Origin of the sequence: Aeromicrobium sp. (genome assembly GCF_023146395.1) — a bacterium.
Taxonomy (GTDB): domain Bacteria; phylum Actinomycetota; class Actinomycetes; order Propionibacteriales; family Nocardioidaceae; genus Aeromicrobium.
On the sequence record NZ_JAGLCD010000001.1, the window covers coordinates 114538 to 139140 of the forward strand.

Sequence of the window (24603 nt, forward strand, 5' to 3'; positions counted from 1 at the left end):
TCGGGGTGGACGACGGGACTTGAACCCGCGACCACCGGCACCACAAGCCGGGGCTCTACCAACTGAGCTACGCCCACCACGCGCCCCGGGCTGGACCCGGAACGGCGAGGTAGAGCATAGCGCAGGGTCAGAGGGTCCCCGTCACCGAGCCGCCGACCTCCGCCGCGATCGCGCGGGCGGCGTCGGAGTCGATGCCGGGGTCCGGCGTGAAGACGGCCCGCCGGTAGTACCGCAGCTCCTCGATGCTCTCGGCGATGTCGGCGAGTGCGCGGTGGTGGCCGGCCTTGGACGGCGCCGCGAAGTAGGCCCGTGGGAACCAGCGTCGCGCGAGCTCCTTGATGCTGGACACGTCGATGATCCGGTAGTGCAGGTGCTGCTCGAGCTCGACCATGTCGCGGGCGAGGAAGGCGCGGTCGGTGCCGACCGAGTTGCCCGCCAGGGGAGCCTTGCGGGGCTCGGGCACGAAGCCGCGCACGTAGTCGAGCACCTGGGCGTGCGCGTCCTCGAGGCTGAGACCGGACTCGAGCTCGGTGATCAGGCCCGAGGAGGTGTGCATCGTCGTGACGACCTCGTTCATCTGCTCGAGCGCCGCCTGCGGGGGCTTGATGATCAGGTCGATGCCCTCGCCCTTGACCTGGAGATCGAAGTCGGTCACGAGGACCGCGACCTCGACCAACGCATCGGTCTCCAGCGACAGTCCGGTCATCTCGCAGTCGATCCACACCAAGGAGTCGTTCACGGTCGATCACCCTACGCGGCGCCCGGGTGCGGCCCGTCCGAACCCGGTGGGCCTGCGGCGTCGAGGTGACAGGGAACTCGTGGTGGGTGCTCGGTCGTTACGATCGTCAAGAGCCGCGGATCTCCCCGCCCAGACCTCGTGCCGCGTGGCACGGAACCCGAAGAGGAACACTCGTGAGCAAAGACCGTCAGCAGCGCGCCGCCCGCGCCGAGCAGATGCGCAAGGAACGCGAGAAGGCGTCCAAGCGTCAGCGCAACGCCATCACCGGCGCGATCGTCGCCGTCGTGATCGTCCTCGTGGCTGCGGCGGCCTACGGGGTCAGCACGATCAGCAGCGACAACGCTCCGGAGGCGTTCAGCGTCGACTACACACCCGAGGACGCCGGGGCGCCCGCGCCGACCGATGGCTACGAGCCCGTCGTGGTTGAGCTGTACGAGGACTTCCAGTGCCCCGCGTGCCAGGCGCTCGAGCAGGTCTACGGCGAGCAGCTGAAGGCGCTGGTGGCCGCGGGCGACATCACGATCAAGTACCACCCGTTCTCGTTCCTCGACGAGCGCGGCCTCAGCCTGAACGACTACTCCAAGCGTTCGACGAACGCCGCGATCTGCGTCGACGAAGAGTACGGTGCTGACGCCTACGTCCAGTATCACGACTACCTGTACGCGAACCAGCCTGCTGAGGGTACGGCTGGTCCTGAGAACGACGCGTTGATCGCTGCGGCCGATTCGATGGGCTTCACGGGCCTCGAGACGTGCATCAACGACGAGACCTACTTCGACCGCATCAAGAAGGCCAAGGAGGCCGGTGGTGAGCGCGGCGTCACGGGCACGCCGACGATCTACATCGAGGACGAAGAGGTCGCCGACAGGGGAACCCTGATCGAGCAGATCAACGCGGCCGTGGCCGAGAAGAAGGGGCTCCCGGCCCCGACGGCCGACCCGAGCACGGATCCCACGTCCGCGCCGACGGCCACGACGCCCGTTGGCTGACCGACTGACGCAGAGGCGCGAGCCGTGGCGCTGACGACGCTCGCGGTCCTGGCGGGGCTGGCCCTGGTCGACTCCACGAGCGTCGGCACCCTGGTCATCCCGCTGGTCTGGGTGCTCCGGCCGGGACCGGTCGCGTGGCGACCGCTGCTCACGTTCCTCGCGAGCGTCGCGGCGGCCTACGCCGCGATCGGGGCGGTGCTCCTGGTGGTCGGGCAGTCGTCCGCCGCGGCGCTCGCGGGGATCGGCGACGTCGACGCCGTGCGATGGTTCCAGTTCGCGCTCGGGGTCGCGCTCCTCGCCGTGGCGTTCAGCGACGCGGTCATGGGCCGGGTCGCGGGCCGGGCGCTGCGCTGGCGCGACCGGCTGCGCGGCGACGACGCCACGCACGGATCGAGCGCCCGGCGGTCTGTGGTCGCGACCGCGACCGTGGCCGTCGCGGTCGAGCTGCCCACGATGCTGCCGTACCTCGGGGCCATCGCGATCGTGGCCGCCGCGGACCTTGCCGCAGGCGCTCAGCTTGCCCTGCTCGGCGGCTACGCGGTCGTGATGGTGCTGCCGGCCCTGCTGCTGGCCGTCTCGCGCGCCGCGCTGGGAGCCAGGATCGAACCGTCGCTGCGGCGACTCGACGCCTGGCTGACCCGCCAGGCCGACGAGATGACGGGCTGGGTGTTCGGGATCGTCGGCTTCCTCCTGGCCGGCGACGCCGCGCAGGCGCTCGGCCTCCTCGGCGCCTGAAGGGCGGAACTGGGCTCGCGGGGGTCAGCGCCGGCGCGCAGGTCCCGCGTCGCCTGCCTGAGCGCGCCCGGCAGGAGTCGAACCTGCGACCGGGAGATTAGAAGGCTCCTGCTCTGTCCTCTGAGCTACGGGCGCTCGCGACCAGCGTAGTGGGAGCCTCGCCTACGATGCGTCACGTGACCCCTGACACCGCGACGGCGCCAGCGAAGGACCCCTGGCGCCAGCGTGGCCGGCTCCCGCTCCTGGTCGGCACGGGTCTGCTGGGGGTGGGCGCGGTCGCCCTGGTCGTCTACTTCGGGTACCGGGCCGACTCGGCGCGGGCCGTCGCGGTCGGCCTGGCGCTCGGCGTCGTGCCGCTTCCGCTGCTCGGGCTCTTCTACTGGTGGATCGACCGCTATGAGCCGGAGCCTCGGCGCTACGTCGTGGCGGCGTTCCTGTGGGGCGCCGCCGGGGCCGTGGGGATCGCCCTGGTCTTCAACGAGCTGCTGGCCTCGACGTTCGACCTCAGCGACGGCCAGACCGCGACGTTCGTGGCGCCCTTCGTCGAGGAGACCGCCAAGGGCCTGTTCCTGCTGGCCACGTTCCTGCGGGCGCGCAGGGTCATCGGCGGCGTCCTGGACGGGCTGTTCTACGCCGGTGTCGTCGGCCTGGGCTTCGCCTTCATCGAGAACATCCTCTACTACTCCGCGAGCTATCTCGGAGGACCGGAGCTCGGCCTCGGCGGGGCGCAGGGAGCCACGGCGACCTTTGCGATCCGTGGGCTCCTGAGCCCGTTCGCCCACCCGTTGTTCACCGCCAGCCTCGGTCTGGCGATCGGACTTGCCGTGCTGCAGCGCTCCTGGTGGGCCCGCGTGCCGCTGGTTCTCGGCGGCTGGGCCGGGAGCATGCTGCTGCACGGGCTCTGGAACGGGTCCATCAGCTACGCCGGGATCGCGGGGTTCGCGCTGTTCTACCTGCTGCTCGTCGTCGTGTTCGCCGGATTCGTGACGCTCGCGATCGTGCTGCGCCAACGCCAGTTCGTCGTCCTGCGACGCTCGCTGTCGTACGTCGCGGACCGTGGGTGGATCCATCCTGCCGAGCTCCCGTGGCTCACCTACGTCGGCTACCGCGCCCAGGCGCGTCGCCACGCCCGCGACCTCGGAGGCCGCGACGCGGCAGCGGTGGTGCGCCGGTACCAGGCCCTGGCCACCCGGCTGGCCTTCGTGCACGACGCCGTGATGCTCGGGCGCCCCGGTCGAGACGGGGTCGAGCGCACCCTGGCGATCCGGGCCGAGATGGACACGCTCCGGCCGCGCCTGCAGCTGCCGCCGGCAATCGCCCCGCTGCCTCGTCCGCCGCTGCTGGGGCCGCCGATGCTGACCGGTCCGCCGGTCCGCTGGTCCTGAGGCGGTCGTCCGGCCCGCCTGGGCCCGGCGTCCACTAGGCTTTCCACGAACCGTGTGACGGGTGAGACGTGAGAGGAGTGGTCGTGGTCGGCGTAGACGCCCCCGGCGAGCTCCTCGGCGCGCTCAGCACGCTGCTCGACCGGGTCCGCCATGTCGAGCTGCCGCTCGCCACCGACGACGCTCCCGAGGCACGGCGCCTGCAGGCCGCGGTCGCCGACCAGCTCTCCGACTACGTCCTGCCGCGTCTGGTGCAGCTCGATGCACCTGTCCTGGTCGTGGTGGGCGGGTCGACCGGCGCGGGCAAGTCCACCCTGGTCAACTCGATCGTGGGCGAAGTCGTCACCGAGTCCGGTGTCCTGCGCCCCACGACTCGCTCACCCGTGCTGACCCACCACCCCGACGACGGCGCCTGGTTCCAGGCCGATCGCATCCTGCCCGACCTGCCGCGCACCGACGTGCCGGGCAACGCGACCTACGGACTGCGGCTCAGGGCCAGCTCCCACGTCCCGAAGGGGCTGTCGATCCTCGACGCCCCCGACGTCGACTCGATCGATGAGGGCAACCGGGAGCTCGCGACGCAGCTGCTCGCGGCGGCCGACCTGTGGCTGTTCGTCACGTCCGCGGCGCGCTACGCCGACCAGGTCCCGTGGGACTACCTGCGCCAGGCCTCCGAGCGCAGCACGTCGGTCGCCGTGGTGCTCGACCGCACGGCACCCGACGGCATCGTCGAGGTGCGCGGCCACCTGGCCCGGATGATGACGGCCCGGGGTCTGTCCGACTCGCCGCTGTTCACCGTGCCCGAGACCCCGGTCGACACCGACGGCCTGCTGCCGGCCGACGCCGTCAAGCCGATCGTCGACTGGTTGCACGACCTCGCCAGCAACGACGAGACGCGTGCCCTGATCGTGCGGTCGACCCTCGACGGCGCGGTGCGGCACAACGTCCTGCGCAGCCACGACCTCGCCGACGCCTACGAGTCTCAGGTCCGCGCGGCCGACGAGCTCCGGGCCGCGGTCGACGGCAGCTTCGCCGAGTCCGAGCGGGCGCTGCGTGCCACGCTGGCCGGCGGCAGCCTCGTGAGCGGCGACGTCGCCGCCCGCTGGCAGAACTTCGTCGGCACGGGGGAGATGCTCCGTTCGGTCGAGGGCAAGGTGGGGCGCATCCGCGAGCGACTCGTCGACGGCGTGACGGGCAAGCGGTCCAAGGCCGACGACGTCGCAGCCGCGATCGAGCACGACCTCGCGGTGCTGATCGTCGATCACGCGGAGTCCGCCGCCACGACCGTCGTCGCGCAGTGGGCGTCCGACCCGGCGGGCGAGGCGATCGTGGCCGCCCGACCGGGCCTGGACCGAGCCCCGCGCGATCTGCGTGCCCGCGCCGAGCGCGTCGGGCGCGACTGGCAGCAGCACGTCACCGAGCAGGTGCGTGTCGCCGTGGCCGACCGCCGCCTGTCCACGGACGTGCTCGCGATCGGTGTCCCGGGGCTCGCGGTCTCGCTCATGATCACCGCGCTGGGCGCCGGCGGCACGGAGGCCGGCCGCATCAGCCGCCGGGTCCTCGACGCCGTCTTGTCGAGCGACGTGGTCGAGCGGCTCGCGCAGGACGCCCTGGCGACGCTCGAGACGCAGGTCATGCGTCTGGTGCAGGAGGAGCGGGCGCGGTTCGCCGCCCTGTCGCCGGACCCCGAGCACGTGCGAGAGTCGCAGCAGACCTTGCGTGACGCGGCCCGACGGGCCGAGTACGCGCGCCACCTGGACGATCTCGAGACCCGGGTCGTCCGAGGATCGCACTCGACGGGCCAAGGGGGCACGACCGGATGAACGACCGTTCCACCACGCATCCCGCGCCGGCGCTGCCACTCGCCGCGCTCGCCCAGGGGGTGACGGCGTGAGCGGCCTGAGCGACGCCCCCGCCCCCGTCTACCGCGACGACATCGGGGAGATCGGCCGCAAGGTCGACGGTCTGGTCGCCGCGGCCGACGCCGCCCACGGCCGCCTGCCGCAGTCGGTGCTGGCCTCGGCCGACCAGCTCTCGGGTCGTGCGGTCGAGCGCCTGCGCCTCTCGGGCGAGCACACGATCGTGGCCCTCGCGGGTGCCACCGGTTCGGGCAAGTCGTCGCTGTTCAACGCGTTGACCGACCTCGACCTCGCCGGCGTGGGCCTGCGTCGCCCGACGACCTCGTGGGCCCTGGCCTGCGCCTGGGGCCCCGACGGCGCGCAGGGGCTGCTGGAGTGGATGGGCATCCCGCCGCGGCACCAGGTCTCCCGCATGAGCATGCTCGACCGGTCCTCGGAGGACACCAAGCTCGACGGTCTGGTGCTGCTGGACCTCCCTGACCACGACTCGACCGAGGTCTCCCACCATGTCGAGATGGATCGCCTGGTGCAGTACGCCGACCTCATCGTCTGGGTGCTCGATCCGCAGAAGTACGCCGACGCCGCGATCCACGACCGCTACCTGCGGCCCATGGCCGCCTACAACGACGTGTCGCTCGTCGTGCTGAACCAGATCGACCGGATCCCGTACGAGCAGCGTGGGCGCGCCGTCGAGGACGTGCGCCGCATCGTGGCGGCCGGCGGCATGACCGACGTCCCGGTCATCGGGGTCTCGGCCACCCGCGGCGACGGCGTCGACGACCTCCGACGCGAGCTCGCGACCCGCATCCGGGCCCGCGCCTCGGCCAAGGACCGGCTGGACGCCGACATCCGCGCGGCGGCCGAGCAGATCGCGGCCGTGGGGGGACGCAGCAACGTCCCCGGGGTCACCGAGGCCGACCGTGACGAGCTCGTCCGTGCCCTGTTCGACGCCGTCGGTGGTGGGCAGCTGGCCGCCGCCGTCGGCGCGTCGAGCCGGCGGCGTGCGGTCCGGCTCACGGGCTGGCCCCTGACGCGGTGGATCGGCGGTCTGCGCAAGGACCCGCTCAGCGAGCTCGGGATCGACGTCGACCGGCGCGAGCTGGAGCGGTCGAGCCTGCCCGACGCGATCCGTCCGCAGCGGTCGGCCGTCGAGACCTCCGTCCGCGTCTTCGTCGAGAAGGCCTCGGTCGGGCTCGAGCGGCCCTGGCGCGACTCCGTGCGGGTCGCCGCCGACTCCGCGGTCGAGGGCTCGCAGGTCGCCGACGCGGTAGAGTCCGCGGTGGCCTCCACGCGCCTCTCGCTGCGCGGTGCCGCGTGGCTGCACCTGGTCAGCGCCCTGCAGTGGCTCCTGCTCGCCACGGCCGTGGGCGGCCTCGGATGGTGGCTGCTCGGTCGCGTCGGGTCGGGGGTCGGCGAAGGACCGGTCGTGTCCGGCTTCGGCCCGGCCGACGGCCATCCGCTCTCGCTCGTGCTCGGCGTCGTCGCCGCGGTCGCGGGCGTCGTGATCGCCGTGGGGGCCCGGATCGCGTCCCGGTTCGTCGCCCGCAGCCAGTCGGCGCGCGTCGAGCGGGAGCTGCGAGCAGCCCTCGGTCAGGTCAGCGCCGAGCTCGTCGTGGCACCGGTCGATGCCGAGCTCAGCGCGTACGAGCGCTACCGGGCCGGCATCGTCGCGGCCCTCGGCTGACCCTCCGGCCGACCAGGTCGGCGTGGTCGCTCGCTAGGCTGGAGCCACCATGGCTGACTACGTGATCTCCCTCCGCAACGTCCGCAAGGCCCACGGCGACAAGGTCGTCCTCGACAACGTGTCGCTCTCGTTCCTGCACGGGGCGAAGATCGGTGTCGTGGGCCCCAACGGCATGGGCAAGTCGTCGCTGCTCAAGCTGATGGCCGGCCTCGACCAGCCCAACAACGGCGATCTCGTGCGCGATCCCGAGGCCACCGTCGGCATGCTCCAGCAGGAGCCGCCGCTCACGGAGGGCACCACGGTGCTCGAGAACGTCGAGGAGGCCGTGGCGGAGATCAAGGCCAAGATGGCCCGCCTCGAGGCCGCGTACGCCGAGATGGCCGAGCCGGACGCCGACTACGACGCCCTCGGCACCGAGACCGGTGAGCTGCAGAACTACCTCGACGCGGTCGGTGCGTGGGACATCGACTCCAAGCTCGACCAGGCGATGGACGCCCTGCGCTGCCCGCCGCCGGACGTGCTGGTCGACCACCTCTCCGGTGGTGAGCGACGCCGGGTCGCGCTCTGCAAGCTCCTGCTGCAGCAGCCCGATCTCCTGCTGCTCGACGAGCCCACCAACCACCTCGACGCCGAGTCCGTCCAGTGGCTCGAGGGGCATCTCAAGAGCTACCCGGGCGCCGTCCTGGCCGTGACCCACGACCGGTACTTCCTCGACAACGTGGCCGAGTGGATCGCCGAGGTCGACCGCGGCCAGATCCACGGGTACGAGGGCAACTACTCGACGTACCTCGAGACCAAGAAGGAACGCCTCAAGATCGAGGGCCAGAAGGACGCCAAGCGCTCCAAGATGCTGGAGAAGGAGCTCGAGTGGGTCCGCTCCAACGCCAAGGGGCGCCAGGCCAAGAGCAAGGCGCGTCTGGCCCGCTACGAGGAGCTCGCGGCCGAGGCCGAGAAGGCCCGCAAGATCGACACCTCCGACATCAACATCCCGGCCGGGCCCCGCCTGGGCGACGTCGTGCTCGACGCGCAGGACCTCACCAAGTCGTTCGACGGCCGGGTCCTGTGGGACGACATCAGCTTCACCCTGCCGCGGGCCGGCATCGTGGGCGTGGTCGGCCCGAACGGCGTCGGCAAGACCACGCTGTTCCGCATGATCACCGGTGGTGAGGAGCCCGACTCGGGCACGCTGAACGTCGGCAAGACCGTCAAGATCAGCTACGCCGACCAGACCCGCGCCAACATCGACCCGGACAAGAACGTCTGGGAGGTCGTGTCGGAGGGGCTGGACTTCATCAAGGTCGCCAACTTCGAGATGAACAGTCGCGCCTACGTCGCCTCGTTCGGCTTCAAGGGTCCCGACCAGCAGAAGAAGGCCGGCGTGCTGTCCGGTGGTGAGCGCAACCGCCTCAACCTGGCGCTGACCCTCAAGCAGGGCGGCAACATGCTCCTGCTCGACGAGCCCACCAACGACCTGGACGTCGAGACGCTGTCGGCCCTCGAGGACGCGCTGCTCGACTTCCCGGGCTGCGCCGTGGTCACCTCGCACGACCGGTGGTTCCTGGACCGCATCGCGACCCACATCCTGGCGTGGGAGGGCACCGACGAGAACCCGGCCAACTGGTTCTGGTTCGAGGGCAACTTCGCCTCCTACGAGGAGAACAAGATCGAGCGCCTCGGCGCCGAGGCCGCCCGCCCCCACCGCGTCACCCACCGCCGCCTGACCCGCGACTGACCGCGTTCCCCAGATTTGCGCCGAGTTGTGCAGTTTCACGGTCGTGGAATCGCACAACTCGGCGCATTTCTTGATCAGGCCCGGGTGTCGAGGGCCTGACGGATCCGGGCGATGACGAGGTGGGGCTTGTCCATGTCGATGCTGGTGACGACGATGACTCGCCAGCCGGCTGCCTCGAGCTGCTCCCGCCTGATGTGGTCCCACTGCCGCTGCTTGGCGTCGCGGTCGTGCTGCCAGCCGTCGTACTCGACGAGGACCTTCTGGCGGAAATACACCAGGTCACCTCGCGCGAGCCAGCGACCATGCTCGTCGAGGATGTCGACGTTCACCTCCGGCTCGGGCAGGCCACCGCGTCGGATTGCCCACCGGAGATCGGACTCACGGACCGAACCGACGTGTTCCCTGACCTGCTTCGCCACGCGCCGCGCGCGTCTGACGCCGTCGAGGTGCGATTCCGTGCAGAAGTCACGCAGCTCGTCGAGTCCGATGAGCCCGTGCGCGACCATCCAGTCGCCCACTCGGAGCAGTCGGCGGTCGTCGAGCTGGGTGCCGAGGTCGACGAAGGTCCGCGATGGCGGGGTGATGATGAAGCCGTTCAGCACGTCGACGGCGAACTCGTGGCGGTAACGGTGGACGGCGATTGCCGGGTCGCGGTGCTGGTGGGGGTGACAGGTCGCGAAGTGCAGGGGGAGAAGTGGCCCGACGACGAATCCTCGAAGCCGAAGACTGGTGATGTGGCTGACGGCGACATGCTCCGGAAGGGTGAGTCGGGCGGCCTGAAGTCGTAGCTCGAGCGTCGGCTCGGTCTGTGCGGTGCGGTAGACGCCTTCGTGAAGTCGAACGAACCGGCGGCCCCGCAGCGAACCGTCACTGAGGCCGAGCCTGAGCGCCTCCTGGCGCGTGAAGGGGCGACCGTGAAGTGTCTCGGGTATGGGGTGCATCCCTCGACGGTGTCGCCGTTGTCGGCCACACGGGAGCGCCCGCCAGTCCCCTGGGGATTCAGCCCGGCTGTGGATAACGTCGTGCGCTGAGTTGTGCGGTTTCGCGAGTGGAAAAGTGCACAACTCGGCGCAAATCTGGGGGAGGCGGTCACCCAGGGTGGCGGTGGGTCAGGGGGCGGGGCAAGAGCCTTGGTCGTCGAGCTCGTCGACGACCCGCTGCATGACGCGGCCGAGGACGTCGAACTCGGCCGGCGAGGCGTGCTCGACCAGGTGCGCGTGGACGCCGCGCACGTGGGTGTGGGCCGCCTGCTCGAGCACGGAGAAGCCGTGGTCGGTCAGCACGGCCGAGACGCCGCGTCCGTCGCCGACCGCCTGGGTGCGTCGCACGATGCCCTTGCGCTCCAGGCGCGAGATCGTGTGCGTGACCCGGCTGCGCGAGTGCGCGACCTGCGCGGCCAGGGTGGCCATGCGGATGGAGCGGTCGGGCGCCTCCGAGAGGCGGACGAGGATCTCGTACTCGGGCATCGAGAGGTCGTGCGCCGTGCGCAGGTCGCGGTCGAGCCGGTCCATCAGGAGCGTCGTCGCCCCGAGGAACGACCGCCAGACGCGCTGCTCGGGCTCGGTGAGCCACGGCGTGTCGGTGATCGTGTCCATGGCGGCATCCTAACGGAGAACGGAGGTTGTTGAAGCGTCAATTACATGATATCGTCTCTCTTGTTGAACACTCAACCACAGACCACGCAGGAGCAGTCATGAGCATCGTCACCCCGGGTACCTGGAACCTCGACCCCACCCACACCGAGATCGGCTTCTCGGTCCGTCACCTGATGAGCAAGGTGCGCGGCACGTTCGGCACGTTCGAGGGCACCCTCGTCACGGCCGAGGACGTCACCGACTCGAAGGTCACCGTCGAGGTCGACCTCAGCTCGATCAACACCGGCACCGCCGATCGCGACGCCCACCTGCGCAGCAGCGACTTCTTCGACGTCGAGACGCACCCCGCGATGACGTTCGCGACCAACGGCGTCACGCAGAAGAGCGACTCCGAGTTCGTCGTGAACGGCGACCTCACGATCCGCGGCGTCACCAAGCCCCTCGAGCTCCAGGTCGAGTTCCTCGGCGAGGGCGGCGACCCGTGGGGCGGCACGCGCGTCGGGGTCGAGGCCACGGGCGAGATCAGCCGCAAGGAGTTCGGCATCGACTTCAACATCCCCGTGGCCGGCGCCGACAAGGCCATGATCGGCGACAAGATCTCGCTGACGATCAACGCCGAGGCCGTGCTCCAGGCCTGATCCCGCCTACGCCGGGCCGGGGCGCAGCATGCGGACCGCGAGGTCGGCGTGCAGGCGCCCCAGCTCGGCCGCGGTGTGAGCGCCCCCGGGCTCGAACCACCGCACCAGATCGACGCTGAGGCTCAGCACGGCACGCGCCGTGCCCCGCACGTCGGTCACCTCCAGGACGCCCTCGTCGACCCCCGCGACGAGGGCGTCCTGCAGGTGGTGCTCCATGCGTCGCCGCAGGTCGGCGATGATCGCGCGGTGCTCGGCTGAGAGCGCGCCGAACTCGTACTGCACGACCCGGCCGATCCGGCTGTTGCGGGCGTGCCACTCGCTGAAGGCCTGCACCATCGCCGCGATCTGCTCGACGGGGGAGTCGCTCGTGGAGGCGGCGTTCGCCAGGACCTCCAGCGCGTGCTCGTGGCCGCGCAGGGAGATCGCGAACAGCAGCTCTTCCTTCGTCGCGTGGTGCACGTAGACCGCCGCCGGGCTCATGTGCGCCCGCGCGGCGATGTCGCGCGTCGTCGTGCCGCCGAAGCCGTGCTCGGCGAACGCCTCGACGGCGGCGTCGAGCAGCCGGTCGCGGGCGGTGGTGGTCATGGCAGGTCCTCTCCCGGTGAGGGGGTGGGGCGTGGTGGACAGCATGGACCAGCGGTGGCATGCTAAGCAAGCGCTTAGTGACTCGGCGGTAACCGAGACCGACCGAATGAGCGCCTCGCCCACGAATCCCCTCCGCCCCGAGAGGCTCCCATGGACCGCACCATCTACACCGACGACCACGAGGCCTTCCGCGAGAGCTGTGCCGCATTCCTGGCCAAGAAGGTCGCGCCGCACATCGAGCAGTACATCGAGGACAAGTCGCTCCCGCGGGACTTCTGGCTCCGCGCCGGCGAGCTCGGTCTGCTGGGCCTGGAGGTCCCCGAGGAGTTCGGTGGCGCCGGCGCGGAGGACTTCCGCTTCAACGCCGTCCTGGCCGAGGAGCTCAGCAAGGTCAGTGCGGCGCTCGCGTCCTGCGTCGGCATCCACGCCGACATCACGGCGCCGTACCTCGTGGCCCTCGGCACGCAGGAGCAGAAGGAGCGCTGGCTCCCTGGGGTCGTGTCCGGCGAGATCCTGCTCGCGATCGGCATGACCGAGCCGGGCGGCGGCTCGGACCTGGCCGCCCTCAAGACCACGGCCGTGCGCGACGGCGACGGCTGGGTCATCAACGGGTCCAAGACCTTCATCACGAACGGCTACAGCGCCGACCTGGTCCTGACCGCCGTGCGCACCTCGCCCGAGAAGGGTGCCAAGGGCATCACGCTGTTCGCGATCGAGGCGGGCGACGAGGGCTTCAGCCGTGGCCGCAAGCTCGACAAGGTCGGCCAGACGGAGTCCGACACGGCCGAACTGTTCTTCGAGAACGTCCGCGTCGGCGACGACCGCATCGTCGGCGAGCTCGACGGCGGCTTCATCCACATGATGCAGAAGCTGCCGCAGGAGCGCCTGAGCTGTGCGATCTCCAATGTCGCGCACGCCAAGCAGATCCTGGCCGAGACGATCCAGTACGCCCACGAGCGCAAGGCGTTCGGCGCCTCGATCGGCAGCTTCCAGTGGAACAAGTTCCTCATCGCCGAGCTCGTGACGCAGATCGAGGTCGCCGAGGCCTACGTCGACCAGGCCGTCGTGGCCCATGCCGAGGGTCGCTTCAGCGCGATCGACGCCGCCAAGGCCAAGTGGTACACGTCCGACGTGCAGAACAAGGTCCTGGACCACTGCGTCCAGATCCACGGCGGCTACGGCTTCATGAACGAGTACCGCGTGGCCCGCGCGTGGCGTGACGCCCGCGTGACGCGGATCTGGGCCGGCTCGAACGAGATCATGAAGGAGCTCATCGGCCGCGACCTGGGCTTCTGAGCCCCGACCGTCAGCCCTGCTGGACCGCACGACATCCCACCCCGCTCGACCCGAGGAGAACACCATGCCCGAAGCCGTCATCGTCTCGACCGCCCGCTCGCCGATCGGTCGCGCCAACAAGGGATCGCTCAAGGACATGCGGCCCGACGACCTGGCCGCCGCGATGGTCCAGGCCGCGCTCGCGAAGGTCGAGGCGCTCGACCCGAAGGACATCACCGACCTGCACCTCGGCATCGGCCAGCCGGCCGGCGAGGGCGGACACAACATCGCGCGCGCCGTCGCCGTGCTCTCGGGGCTGGACCACCTGCCCGGCGTCACGGTCAACCGCTACTGCTCCTCGTCGCTGCAGACGACCCGCATGGCGTTCCACGCGATCAAGGCCGGCGAGGGCGACGTGTTCCTCTCCGGCGGTGTCGAGACCGTCAGCCGGTTCATGAACGGCTTCGCCGACCTGCCCGGTTCGGAGAACCCGCTGTTCGCCGACGCGATCGCCCGCACCGCCCAGCGCGCCGAGGGCGGCGCCGACACCTGGACCGATCCGCGCGAGTCCGGTGAGCTGCCCGATCTGTACATCGCGATGGGCCAGACGGCCGAGAACGTCGCCCAGCACCTCGGCATGAGCCGCCAGGAGCAGGACGAGTTCGGCGTGCGGAGCCAGAACCTCGCCGAGGCGGCCATCGCCAACGGCTTCTGGGCCAAGGACATCACGCCCGTCACCCTTCCGGACGGCACCGTCGTCTCCACTGACGACGGCCCTCGTGCCGGGGTCACGCTCGAGGCCGTCAGCGGGCTCAAGCCGGTCTTCCGCCCCGACGGTACCGTCACGGCCGGCAACGCCTGCCCGCTCAACGACGGCGCTGCCGCGGTCGTCATCATGAGCGACACCAAGGCCAAGGAGCTCGGCCTGACCCCGCTGGCGCGCATCGTCTCGACGGCGGTCACGGGCCTCTCGCCCGAGATCATGGGGCTCGGTCCGGTCGAGGCCATCCCGGCCGCGCTCAAGAACGCCGGCATGGGCATCGACGACATCGACCTGTACGAGATCAACGAGGCCTTCGCGGTCCAGGCCTGGGGCTCGGCCAAGACGCTCGGCATCCCGCTCGACAAGCTCAACGTCAACGGCGGGGCGATCGCGGTCGGTCACCCGTTCGGCATGACGGGCGCCCGCATCACCAGCACCCTGATCAACTCCCTGCAGCACCACGACAAGCAGTTCGGCGTCGAGTCGATGTGCGTCGGTGGCGGCATGGGCATGGCCATGGTGCTGGAGCGCCTCTCGTGAGCGCCCCCTCCGGAGCTCGGCACGCCGGAAAGGTCGCGATCGTCACCGGTGCGAGCCGTGGCATCGGGTTCGCGGTTGCCGAGCGCATCGTCGCCGAGGGCGGGCGGGTCGTCATCACGGCGCGCAAGCCCGAGGCGCTCGAGGAGGCCGCCACGGCACTGGGCGGGCCGGACACGGCTCGCTGGGTGGCGGGCAACGCGGGCGACGACGCGCACCAGAGCGAGGTCGTGGCGGTGGCGCTCGAGGCCTTCGGTGGTCTGGACCACCTCGTCAACAACACCGGCATCAACCCGGCGTACGGCCGCATGATCGACATCGACCTGGAGGCGGCGAACAAGATCTTCGCGACCAACGTCGTCGCGGCGATCGGGTGGGCGCAGAAGGTCTACCGGGCCTCGTTCGAGGCGAACGGCGGCTCGATCGTCAACATCGCCTCGGTCGCGGGTCGCCGCCCGGCACCGAACATCGGGACGTACGGCGCCTCCAAGGCCGCGTTGATCCACGTGACCGAGGAGCTGGCCGTAGAGCTGGGCCCGAACATCCGGGTCAACGCCGTCGCCCCGGCGGTCGTCAAGACCAAGTTCGCGGGGGCCCTCTACGAGGGCCGCGAGGACGAGGTGTCGGCGCCGTACCCGCTCAAGCGCCTGGGCGAGCCCGAGGACATCGGCTCGCTCGTGTCGTTCCTGCTGAGCGACGAGGCCAGCTGGATCACCGGCCAGACGGTCTCGATCGACGGCGGGCTGCTGCTCACCGGCGGCGTCTGAACCACTTCGTGTCACGGCCCGACGGGCGCCGATCCAGGACGGGTCGGCGCCCGTCGGCGCGTCTGCGGGAAGCCGCGGTGGAGCAGTGGACTGTCCACGTGACGAGAAACATGAGGAATCCCTCATGAAAAACTTGAGGAATCCCTCACGTTCTTGAGAGGATGGGGGCACACCGCACCTGAGGGGTTTCTCTGTGACGACGTTCGACACGCCTGTTCCGCCCGTCCACGACCGCGCTTCGGTCCTCGATCAGCCCGGCCGGGTCCGCGCGCTGCTCGACGACCTGCGCGCCGGTACCGACCGCTACGGCGTGGTCTTCGGCGGTCAGGGCATCGCCTGGCTGCCGACGCTCGCCGCACTGGTCCGCGACCATGGGACGGGCGCCGAGCTCGCGGAGCTCCTCGAGAGCGTCGAGCTGCGCCTGGCGCCCGTCGCGGGCGAGCTCGCCCGGGTCGACGCGCGATTCACCCCGCTGGCCTGGGCCGATGTCCTGGCGGCCGGGGAGTCGGTCGACAGCGACGACGACGCGGAGGCCCCGGCCGTCCCGTCCGAGGGCGATCTCGCGGTGCCTGCGCTCTCGGTGCCTGGCATCGCGTTGACCCAGATCGCCGCGCTGCGGGCCCTGCGCGGCTGGGGACTGGACCCGACGCCCGGCGGCGAGCACGGTGCCCGTGCCGCCGCAGGTCACTCACAGGGCGCGCTGGCGGTCGAGGTCCTGCGGGGTCGTGACGAGGCCGACGTCCTGCTGGTCGCCCGCCTGTGCGGTGTCGCGACGCAGCTGGTGGCCCGCCGCCGCGGCCTGACCGGCTCGGCCGACGCGCCCGTCATGGTCTCGGTGCGCGACGTCGAGCTCGGCGCGGTCGACGAGGTCCTCGAGGGTCTGCCGGGGACGCGCGCGGTGCGCGGCCTGCGCAACGGTCGTCGCTCGGTCGTGCTCGCCGGCCCGTCCGCCGATCTCGCCGCCGTGCTGGCGGCCTTCGAGCGCCGCTCGGCCGCCGAGAAGGACGCCCGCGACAAGAAGCTCACGGGCGGGGCCGTGTTCGCTCCCGTCGTCGAGCCGCTCGGCGCGGCGGTCGCCTTCCATCATCCCGACCTGGCCGAGGCCGCAGATCTCGTGGCCGGCTGGGCCTCGACGCTGGGCCTCGACGCCGCGTGGGCCCGGGATCTCGCCCGGACCTCCTTCATCGACCCGGTCGACTGGGTCGCGCAGCTCGACGACGTGCTCGCGACGGGAGTCGACTGGCTCCTCGACCTCGGTCCCGCGGCCCTCGCAGCGACCGTCACGGCCGACGAGGTCACCCCGCGGGGCGTCGGCGTCGTCACCGTCACGACCCGCCGCGGTCGCCGCGAGCTCACCGTCCCCGGCGCTGCTCCCACGCGCCCGACCCCCTGGTCGAGCCACCTGCCGACCGTCGTGCACCTGCCCGACGGCTCCGTGCGGCTCGAGACGGCATTCACCCGCCTGACCGGCAAGTCGCCCATCCTGCTCGCCGGCATGACCCCGACGACCGTCGACGCGGCGATCGTCGCCGCTGCCGCGAACGCCGGCTTCTGGGCTGAGCTCGCCGGCGGCGGCCAGGTCACGGCGGAGATCTTCCGCGACCGCATGGCCGAGCTCGACGGCCTGCTCGAGCCGGGGCGCAGCTTCCAGTTCAACTCGCTCCTGCTCGACCCCTACCTGTGGAAGCTGCAGCTGGGGCAGCAGCGACTCGTCCAGCGGGCGCGCGCCGCCGGCTCGCCGATCGACGCCGTCATCGTGACGGCGGGCGTGCCCGAGCTCGACGAGGCCGTCGCGCTGGTCCGCGACCTGCACGAGGTCGGCATCGAGCACGTCGTGTTCAAGCCCGGCACGGTCCGCCAGATCCGTCAGGTCCTCGACATCGCGAAGGCCCTGGCCGACACCGAGCTCGACGGCACCAGCCTGATCATCCAGATCGAGGGGGGCCAGGCCGGCGGGCACCACTCGTGGGAGGACCTCGACGACCTGCTCGTCGCGACCTACGCCGACCTGCGGGCCACGCCCGGTGTCGTGGTCTGCGTCGGAGGCGGCATCGGCACCCCCGAGGCGGCCTCGTCGTACCTGACCGGGGAGTGGGCACGTCGTCACGACCTGCCGCTCATGCCGGTCGACGGCGTCCTGATCGGCACCGCCGCGATGGCGACCGCCGAGGCCACGACCTCGCCGCAGGTCAAGCAGCTGCTCGTCGACACCCCGGGCACTGCGGCCTGGATCGGGGCCGGCCAGGCCGTCCGTGGCATGTCCTCCGGCCGCAGCCAGCTCGGCGCCGACATCCACGAGATCGACAACACCGCCTCGCGGACGGGTCGCCTGCTCGACGAGGTCGCCGGTGACGCCGACGCCGTGGCGGCGCGTCACGACGAGATCGTCGCGGCGCTCGACGCGACCGCGAAGCCGTACTTCGGCGACGTGGCGCACATGTCGTACGGCGCGCTCCTGGAACGCTTCGCGGCTCTGACGACCGTGCGCACCGACGAGGGCGCCGAGGCCTGGCTCGACGTCTCGTTCCGGGACCGCTTCCTGGAGCTCGTGCACCGCGCCGAGGCGCGCCTGGCCGACGCCGACCACGGCGACGTCCCGACGCTGTTCGCGAGCGCGGCCGACGTCGTGTCACCGGCCGAGGCCCTGGCGACGCTGCGGACCGAGCACCCCACCCTCGACGACGTCGTGCTGCACCCCGCCGACGTCAGCTTCTTCCTGGCGGTGTGCCGCCGTCCTGGCAAGCCCGTCACGTTCGTGCCCGTCATCGACGCCGACGTCCGCCGGTGGTGGCGCTCGGACTCCCTGTGGCAGGCGCACGACGCGCGCTACGGCGCGGACGCCGTCTGCGTGATCCCCGGACCCGTCTCGGTGCGCGGCATCACCCGCGCTGACGAGCCCGTCGCCGAGCTGCTGCAGCGCTTCGAGGACGAGACGATCGACGGTCTCCTGGCCGCCGGCCGGTCGACCTGCCGTGTCCCGGGTCGCCGCCGCGACGACCGGGCCCCGGGTGTGCTGGGCCTCGTGCTCGCCGCCCACGACGTCCTGTGGGCCGGCCGCACCGTGATCAACCCGGTGCACCGTCTCGGGGAGGGGTGGACCGTCACGACGGACACCCGAGCCGACCACACGCCGACCGGCGCCACCCTCCTGGAGCACGAGGACCACGTGGTCCTGACGGTTCCGGTCGGCGACGGTCGTGCGGTGGAGCTGCCGATCGACGTCCCGGCAGGTGCCGCCCTCGGCGCAGCGCCGGTCGTCGAGGTCGCCGCCGCCGCAGCCGCCATGAGCGAGCTGCTGCGCGGGGCCGCCGGTGGCGTCCTCCCGCGATCGGGCGTGGACTCCCTCGTCCACGCCTGGTCGTGGGACCTGGTCGCTGATCACGCGGGCGTCACGACGCCGGCGGTCACCGGCACCGACCCGCTGACCGAGGACTTCGTGCCCGACGTGCTCGTCGGCCTGGCCTGGCCGGCCGTTTTCGCCGAGCTCACCGCCGCGACCACCGCGACCGGGCTGCCCGTCGTCGAGGGCGCGCTCGACCTGGTGCACCTCGACCACGCGATCGCCGTCCACGAGGCTCCGGCCGAGGGCGCCGAGCTGCGCATCGAGGCCCGTCTCGAGGGCGTGGAGGACACCGAGGTCGGTCGCGTCGTCACGATCGACGTCGACGTCACGACCGGCGGCAGCACCGTCGCGACCCTCCGCGAGCGCCTCGCGATCCGCGGCAGGGCCGGTGCCGGATCCCTGACCGACCCCCGTCGCGGCGGAGGCGTCCTCGTGGACCCGCGCGACACCCCGCGACGCACCCGGGCCAAGGTCCGCGTCGGCGCCCCGGTCGACATGCGGGCGTTCGCCGCGGTCTCCGGCGACCACAACCCGATCCACACCAGCAGCGCCGCCGCCCGGCTGGCCGGTCTCGGCTCGCCGATCGTCCACGGCATGTGGATCTCCGCACTCGCGCAGCGTGCGGTGGGCCGCCGGCTCGAGGGCTGGACCGCCCGCTTCCTGAGCCCGGTCCGCCCGGGCGCCGATCTCGACGTCCGCGTCGAGCGGGTCGCCCTCGACCAGGGGGCCGAGGTCCTCGAGGTCACGGTCCGCAGCGACGGTGAGCTCGCGATGTCGGCCACGGCCCGGGCCGTCGCCCCGCGCACCGCGTACGTCTTCCCGGGTCAGGGCATCCAGCACGCGGGCATGGGCATGGACGGCTACCAGCGCTCGGCCGCCGCGCGCGACGTCTGGGACCGCGCCGACGCGCACACCCGCCAGGTGCTCGGCTTCTCGATCCTGACGGTCGTGCGTGACAACCCGACCGTGCTCGTCGCGAACGGCGTCACGCACCGCCACCCCGACGGCGTCCTGTTCCTGACCCAGTTCACGCAGGTCGCGATGGCGGTGCTCGGGTCGGCGCAGACCGCAGAGCTCCGGGAGACGGGAGCCTTCGTGGAGGGCGCCGTGCTGGCCGGCCACTCGGTCGGTGAGTACAACGCGCTCGCCGCGGTCTCCGGCGTCATCCCGCTCGAGGCCGTCGTGGAGGTCGTGTTCCAGCGTGGCTCGGTCATGCACACGCTCGTCGAGCGTGACGCCGAGGGACGCAGCGACTATCGCCTCGCCGCGATCCGTCCGTCGCAGATCGGCCTGGACGACTCGACCGTCGGGGCCTACGTGGACGAGCTCTCCGAGCGCACCGGGGAGTTCCTGCAGATCGTCAACCTGAACCTGCGCGACTCGCAGTACGCGCTCGCCGGCAGCGTCCGGGGTCTCAAGGCGCTCGAGGCCGACATCGCCGAGCGGCGTGAGCGGTTCGGGGGCAAGGGCGCGTTCATCCTGGTGCCCGGCATCGACGTGCCCTTCCACTCGCGCGTCCTGCACGGCGGCGTCGACGACTTCCGGGCGCGGCTCGACGAGCTGCTGCCCGCGGAGATCGACCCCGATGTCCTGATCGGACGCTACGTGCCGAACCTCGTGCCGCGCCCGTTCACGCTCGATCGTGGCTACGTGACCGAGGTCGCCGAGCTGGTCGACCCGGAGGGTCGGGGCATCGGCGTCCTGCGCGGCGTGCTGGCGGACTTCGAGCAGTGGAGCGCCCGTCCGGGTGCCCTGTGCCGCACGCTGCTGATCGAGCTGCTCGCCTGGCAGTTCGCGAGCCCGGTCCGCTGGATCGAGACGCAGGACCTGCTGTTCGCCCCGCTCGGCGAGGGCGGCCTGGGGGTCGAGCGCCTCGTGGAGATCGGGGTCGGCCAGTCGCCGACGATCGCCAACCTGGCGGCCTCGACGCTGAAGCTGCCGGTCGGTTCGCACACGCGCCGTCGCGACACCGTGCAGGTGCTCAACGTCGAGCGCGACGCGGCCGTCGTGTTCTCGACCGACGAGGAGGTCCCGGACGTCGACGTGGTCGACGACGAGCCCACCGAGACGACGTCGAGCGATGCCGCGCCGGCCGCACCCGCGCCGGCCGCGTCGGGGGGTCCGTCCGAGCAGACGGCCGCCGACCTGCCGTTCGCGGCATCGGACGCCACGTCGGTGCTGATCGCCTGGTGGACCAAGCTGCGGCCCGAGCAGATCGGCGCCGCCGACACGATCGAGTCGCTGTGCGACGGCGCGTCCTCACGCCGCAACCAGCTGCTGCTCGACCTCGGCGGGGAGCTCTCGCTGGGGGCGATCGACGGTGCGGCCGAGGCCGACATCGTGACGCTGGGCGCGCAGGTCGACGGCCTGGCCCGGGGCTACAAGCCGCTCGGCCCGGTCCTGTCGGCCGCGATCGGCGACCACCTCAAGAAGGTGCTCGGCCCGACCGGCAAGCGTCCCGGCGCCATCACCGACCGTGTCACACAGACCTGGGGCCTGGGCGCCGGGTGGGCGCAGCACGTGCTGGTGCGCGTCGCGCTCGACACCCGCGAGGGTGCCAGCGTGCGCGGTGGCCAGCTCGGTGAGCTGACGATCGGCTCCGCCAGCGACCTCGACGCGGCCATCGACACGGCCGTCGCGGCGGTCGCCGCCTCGAACGGCACGACGGTGCAGATGCCGAGCACGGGCGGTGGCAGCGGTGGCACCGTCGACGTCGAGGCGCTCGGCGAGCTCACGGCCCACATCGCGGGGCCGGACGGCGCGCTCGCATCGGCCGCCCGCATCGTGCTCGACCGGCTCGGGCTGGCTGACGTCGCGGACACTGCGGCGGTCAGCGAGGCCGACGCCGACGACGCCGCCGTGCTGGAGCTGGTCTCGACCGAGCTCGGCCCCGACTGGGCGCAGCGCGTGGCCCCCGCGTTCGACTCCCGTCGCGCTCTGCTGCTCGACGACCGCTGGGCCTCGGCCCGCGAGGACCTTGCGCGCATCGCCCACGGCGACGACGTCCGAGGGAGCTTCACCGGCACCGGGGAGGTCGTCGCCCGCCAGGCACGCTTCTGGGCCGGTTCCGTCTCCGACCCGGCCCTCGCGACCCGCTTCGAGCAGATCGCTGCCGACGCGACCGACACCTCCACCGGCCCCTGGGCCGACGAGGTCGCGGTCGTGACCGGGGCGAGCCCGGGTTCGATCGCCGCTGCCGTCGTCGGTGAGCTGCTCGCCGGTGGCGCCACGGTCGTGGCGACCACGTCGTCGCTCGGTCCGTCGCGTCTCGCGGCGTTCCGCGACCTGTACCGCACGCACGCCCGCGGCGGCGCGACCCTGTGGGTCGTGCCGGCCAACCTGGCCTCGTTCGTCGACGTCGACGCCCTCGCGTCGTGGGTCGTCAGCGAGCAGGTCGACACCTCGGGCCCGGTCTCGACGGTCGTCAAGCCGGCCCTGACGCCCACGCTTCTGCTGCCCTTCGCGGCCGGCCCGGTGCGCGGCGACCTGGCCGACGCCGGACCGTCGAACGAGATCGACATGCGCATCCTCGTGTGGTCGGTCGAGCGGCTCATCGGGGCGTTCGCGCTCCAGGGCCGTGGGCACGACATCGCCTCTCGCCTCCACGTCGTGCTCCCGGGCTCGCCCAACCGCGGCACGTTCGGCGGCGACGGCGCGTACGGCGAGGCCAAGGCCGCGCTCGACGCGATCGTGGCCAAGTGGCGCGTCGAGAAGCGGTGGTCGCAGCGCGTGACCCTCGTGCACGCCCTGATCGGCTGGGTGCGCGGCACGGGCCTGATGGGCGGCAACGACCCGCTCGTCGAGGCCGTCGAGGCGCGAGGGATCCGCACCTGGGCGACCGACGAGATGGCCGCCGCGCTGCTCGAGTCGTGCACGCCGCGGGCCCGTGACGAGGCGCTCTCGGCACCGCTCGAGCGCGACCTCACCGGCGGCCTGGCCGGCGCCGACATCGACCTGCCGGGTCTGGCCGCCTCGCTCGGACGGCCTGCGGGCGAGGCCGAGCCCGAGGTCGCGACGATCAAGGCCCTCGCCCCGGCGCCGACCGCCTCGCGGCAGGTCGCCGAGGCACCCTCGTGGCCTGAGGTCTCGGCGAGCCCGGAGGACCTCGTGGTCATCGTCGGCGCCGGCGAGCTCGGCCCGTACGGTTCCTCGCGCACGCGGTTCGAAGCCGAGGTGGAGGACCGCCTGTCCGCCGCCGGGGTCGCCGAGATCGCCTGGAGCACCGGCCTGATCCGGTGGGAGAACGGCAGCTGGGTCGACACCGAGACCGACGAGGACGTGGACGAGGCCGACCTGGTCGAGCGGTACCACGACGTCGTGCGGGAGCGGGTCGGCGTGCGCAGCTACGGCGACGACCAGACGATCACCGATCACACGGTCCCGCTGCTCGCGAGCGTCTTCCTCGACCAGGACCTCACGTTCACGGTCGGCACGCGCACCGAGGCGGAGGCCATGAAGGCCGCCGACGCGGAGCACACGCGCATCACCGAAGGTGCGGACGGCGACTGGACGGTGACCCGCCTCGCGGGAACCGAGATCCGGGTGCCGCGCCGCATGAAGCTGACGCGGACCGTGGGTGGCCAGATCCCGACCGGGTTCGACCCCACCGTGTGGGGCGTCCCGGCCGAGATGGTCGAGTCCGTCGACCGGGTCGCACTGTGGAACCTCGTCTGCACCGTCGACGCGTTCCTGTCGAGCGGGTTCGACCCGTCCGAGCTCATGCGCTGGGTCCACCCGGCCCTCGTGGCCAACACGCAGGGCACCGGCATGGGCGGCATGTCCTCGATGCAGTCGCTCTACGTCGACACGCTGCTCGGGGAGGCCAAGGCCAACGACATCCTGCAGGAGGCGCTGCCCAACGTCATCGCGGCGCACGTCGTGCAGTCGTACGTCGGGTCGTACGGCGCCATGGTGCACCCCGTCGCGGCCTGCGCCACGACCGCGATCTCGGTCGAGGAGGGCGTCGACAAGATCCGCCTCGGCAAGGCCGAGTTCGTCGTGGCCGGCGGCTTCGACGACCTCAGCGCCGAGGGCATCATCGGCTTCGCGGACATGTCGGCCACGGCCGACACCGAGGCGATGCGGGCCAAGGGCCTGCAGGACCGGTACCTCAGCCGGGCCAACGACCGCCGTCGCGGCGGGTTCGTGGAGTCGCAAGGCGGCGGCACGATCCTGCTGGCCCGCGGTGACGTGGCGCTCGCGGCCGGTCTGCCGGTCCTGGGTGTCGTGGCGTACGCGGGCTCGTTCGCCGACGGGGTCCACACGTCGATCCCGGCACCGGGCATCGGGGCCCTGGCCGCGAGCCTCGGTGGGGAGCGGTCGCCGCTCGGTCGGGGGCTCGCCGCCCTCGGCCTGACCCACGACGACGTCGCGGTGGTGTCGAAGCACGACACCTCGACGAACGCCAACGACCCGAACGAGTCCGACCTGCACGAGCGCATCGCCGCCGCGCTGGGGCGCGCCGAGGGCCGACCGCTGTACGTCGTGTCGCAGAAGTCGCTGACCGGCCACGCCAAGGGTGGGGCCGCGGCGTTCCAGCTCATCGGACTCTGCCAGGTCCTGGAGTCGGGCACGCTGCCGCCGAACCGGAGCCTGGACTGTGTCGACGACGTGCTCGCCGAGCACGAGCACCTGGTCTGGCTGCGTCGTCCGCTGGCGACGTCGGGCCTGCGGGCGGGGCTCGTCACGAGCCTGGGCTTCGGGCACGTGGCCGGGCTCATCGCGCTGGCGCACCCGGCCGCCTTCCTGGCGACGGTGCCGGCCGAGCAGCGGGTCGAGTACCTGGGGCGCGCCGAGGCGCGGCGGACCGCGGGTCGGCGCCGGCTGGCCGAGATCATGCACGGGGGTCAGCCGGCCTACCAGCGCCCGGCCGACCGGCGGCTCGGGGCCTCGGGCGTGAAGGCGCGCGAGGCGGCCCTGCTGCAGGATCCGGATGCCCGGCTGGTCGGTGACGTCTACGCGGGGCCGGGGTGCTCGTGAG

Annotated in this window: 16 protein-coding genes and 2 tRNA genes; 12 read left to right on the forward strand and 6 right to left on the reverse strand. The window is 71.9% G+C overall.

The window, feature by feature from the left end; translation table 11 throughout:
- Positions 1 to 4: 4 nt before the first annotated feature.
- Together KAG51_RS00570 and orn are read right to left on the reverse strand one after the other, a co-directional pair.
- Positions 5 to 77 (reverse strand) — tRNA-His (locus tag KAG51_RS00570).
- 50 nt (positions 78 to 127) lie between these two features.
- A complete protein-coding gene (orn, locus tag KAG51_RS00575) occupies positions 128 to 739 on the reverse strand; it encodes an oligoribonuclease (protein ID WP_290579542.1) in 612 nt (203 codons plus the stop codon).
- 173 nt (positions 740 to 912) lie between these two features.
- Between orn and KAG51_RS00580 the strand changes: the two genes are divergently transcribed.
- Together KAG51_RS00580 and KAG51_RS00585 are read left to right on the forward strand one after the other, a co-directional pair.
- A complete protein-coding gene (locus tag KAG51_RS00580) occupies positions 913 to 1728 on the forward strand; it encodes a thioredoxin domain-containing protein (RefSeq protein ID WP_290579543.1) in 816 nt (271 codons plus the stop codon).
- 24 nt (positions 1729 to 1752) lie between these two features.
- Positions 1753 to 2463, forward strand: coding sequence for a GAP family protein (locus KAG51_RS00585; protein ID WP_290579544.1), 711 nt, complete (start codon positions 1753 to 1755; stop codon positions 2461 to 2463).
- A 62-nt stretch (positions 2464 to 2525) separates the two neighbouring features.
- Here KAG51_RS00585 and KAG51_RS00590 read toward each other — a convergent pair.
- Positions 2526 to 2598, reverse strand: a tRNA-Arg gene (locus KAG51_RS00590).
- 41 nt (positions 2599 to 2639) lie between these two features.
- Here KAG51_RS00590 and KAG51_RS00595 point away from each other — a divergent pair.
- The 4 genes from KAG51_RS00595 (at position 2640) to ettA (ending at position 9120) form a co-directional block, all read left to right on the forward strand.
- Complete coding sequence (locus KAG51_RS00595) at positions 2640 to 3848, forward strand: PrsW family intramembrane metalloprotease (RefSeq protein ID WP_290579545.1); 1209 nt, start codon at positions 2640 to 2642, stop codon at positions 3846 to 3848.
- 83 nt (positions 3849 to 3931) lie between these two features.
- The gene (locus KAG51_RS00600) at positions 3932 to 5668 is read left to right on the forward strand and encodes a GTPase (protein ID WP_290579547.1); all 1737 of its coding nucleotides are present in this window, start codon (positions 3932 to 3934) and stop codon (positions 5666 to 5668) included.
- A 67-nt stretch (positions 5669 to 5735) separates the two neighbouring features.
- Positions 5736 to 7388: a GTPase gene (locus KAG51_RS00605; RefSeq protein ID WP_290579549.1), complete on the forward strand. Its 1653-nt coding sequence runs from the start codon at positions 5736 to 5738 to the stop codon at positions 7386 to 7388.
- 49 nt (positions 7389 to 7437) lie between these two features.
- A complete protein-coding gene (gene ettA / locus KAG51_RS00610) occupies positions 7438 to 9120 on the forward strand; it encodes an energy-dependent translational throttle protein EttA (RefSeq protein WP_290579551.1) in 1683 nt (560 codons plus the stop codon).
- A gap of 74 nt (positions 9121 to 9194) precedes the next feature.
- Here ettA and KAG51_RS00615 read toward each other — a convergent pair whose 3' ends face one another.
- Complete coding sequence (locus KAG51_RS00615) at positions 9195 to 9395, reverse strand: DUF559 domain-containing protein (RefSeq protein ID WP_290579553.1); 201 nt, start codon at positions 9393 to 9395, stop codon at positions 9195 to 9197.
- A 27-nt stretch (positions 9396 to 9422) separates the two neighbouring features.
- Here KAG51_RS00615 and KAG51_RS00620 point away from each other — a divergent pair, with 27 nt between their 5' ends.
- Positions 9423 to 9908, forward strand: coding sequence for a hypothetical protein (locus KAG51_RS00620; RefSeq protein WP_290579555.1), 486 nt, complete (start codon positions 9423 to 9425; stop codon positions 9906 to 9908).
- 321 nt (positions 9909 to 10229) lie between these two features.
- Here KAG51_RS00620 and KAG51_RS00625 read toward each other — a convergent pair whose 3' ends face one another.
- A complete protein-coding gene (locus KAG51_RS00625) occupies positions 10230 to 10715 on the reverse strand; it encodes a MarR family transcriptional regulator (RefSeq protein WP_290579557.1) in 486 nt (161 codons plus the stop codon).
- Positions 10716 to 10813: 98 nt separating this feature from the next.
- Between KAG51_RS00625 and KAG51_RS00630 the strand changes: the two genes are divergently transcribed.
- A complete protein-coding gene (locus KAG51_RS00630) occupies positions 10814 to 11353 on the forward strand; it encodes a YceI family protein (protein ID WP_290579559.1) in 540 nt (179 codons plus the stop codon).
- A 6-nt stretch (positions 11354 to 11359) separates the two neighbouring features.
- Here KAG51_RS00630 and KAG51_RS00635 read toward each other — a convergent pair whose 3' ends face one another.
- Entirely contained in the window at positions 11360 to 11938 is a 579-nt protein-coding gene (locus KAG51_RS00635) for a TetR/AcrR family transcriptional regulator (RefSeq protein WP_290579561.1), read from the reverse strand.
- A gap of 150 nt (positions 11939 to 12088) precedes the next feature.
- Here KAG51_RS00635 and KAG51_RS00640 point away from each other — a divergent pair, with 150 nt between their 5' ends.
- The 4 genes from KAG51_RS00640 to KAG51_RS00655 all read left to right on the forward strand — a co-directional run bounded on the left by KAG51_RS00640 (position 12089) and on the right by KAG51_RS00655 (position 24602).
- Positions 12089 to 13234: an acyl-CoA dehydrogenase family protein gene (locus KAG51_RS00640; protein ID WP_290579564.1), complete on the forward strand. Its 1146-nt coding sequence runs from the start codon at positions 12089 to 12091 to the stop codon at positions 13232 to 13234.
- Between the two features lie 64 nt (positions 13235 to 13298).
- A complete protein-coding gene (locus tag KAG51_RS00645; RefSeq protein WP_290579566.1) occupies positions 13299 to 14516 on the forward strand; it encodes an acetyl-CoA C-acetyltransferase in 1218 nt (405 codons plus the stop codon).
- The gene (locus KAG51_RS00650) at positions 14513 to 15280 is read left to right on the forward strand and encodes an SDR family oxidoreductase (RefSeq protein ID WP_290579568.1); all 768 of its coding nucleotides are present in this window, start codon (positions 14513 to 14515) and stop codon (positions 15278 to 15280) included. Before KAG51_RS00645 ends, KAG51_RS00650 begins: the two co-directional genes overlap by 4 nt.
- A 193-nt stretch (positions 15281 to 15473) precedes the next feature.
- Positions 15474 to 24602 carry a type I polyketide synthase gene (locus KAG51_RS00655; RefSeq protein ID WP_290579570.1) on the forward strand — a complete coding sequence of 3043 codons (9129 nt, stop codon included), beginning with the start codon at positions 15474 to 15476 and terminating at the stop codon, positions 24600 to 24602.
- Position 24603 lies beyond the last annotated feature (1 nt).

Excerpts from the sequence above, each read along its gene's own strand:
- ettA (WP_290579551.1), top strand. The coding sequence starts at position 7,438 with ATGGCTGACTACGTGATCTCCCTCCGCAACGTCCGCAAGGCCCACGGC.
- KAG51_RS00620 (WP_290579555.1), top strand. The coding sequence starts at position 9,423 with ATGCTCGTCGAGGATGTCGACGTTCACCTCCGGCTCGGGCAGGCCACC.
- KAG51_RS00625 (WP_290579557.1), bottom strand. The coding sequence starts at position 10,715 with ATGGACACGATCACCGACACGCCGTGGCTCACCGAGCCCGAGCAGCGC.
- KAG51_RS00630 (WP_290579559.1), top strand. The coding sequence starts at position 10,814 with ATGAGCATCGTCACCCCGGGTACCTGGAACCTCGACCCCACCCACACC.
- KAG51_RS00635 (WP_290579561.1), bottom strand. The coding sequence starts at position 11,938 with ATGACCACCACCGCCCGCGACCGGCTGCTCGACGCCGCCGTCGAGGCG.
- KAG51_RS00640 (WP_290579564.1), top strand. The coding sequence starts at position 12,089 with ATGGACCGCACCATCTACACCGACGACCACGAGGCCTTCCGCGAGAGC.
- KAG51_RS00645 (WP_290579566.1), top strand. The coding sequence starts at position 13,299 with ATGCCCGAAGCCGTCATCGTCTCGACCGCCCGCTCGCCGATCGGTCGC.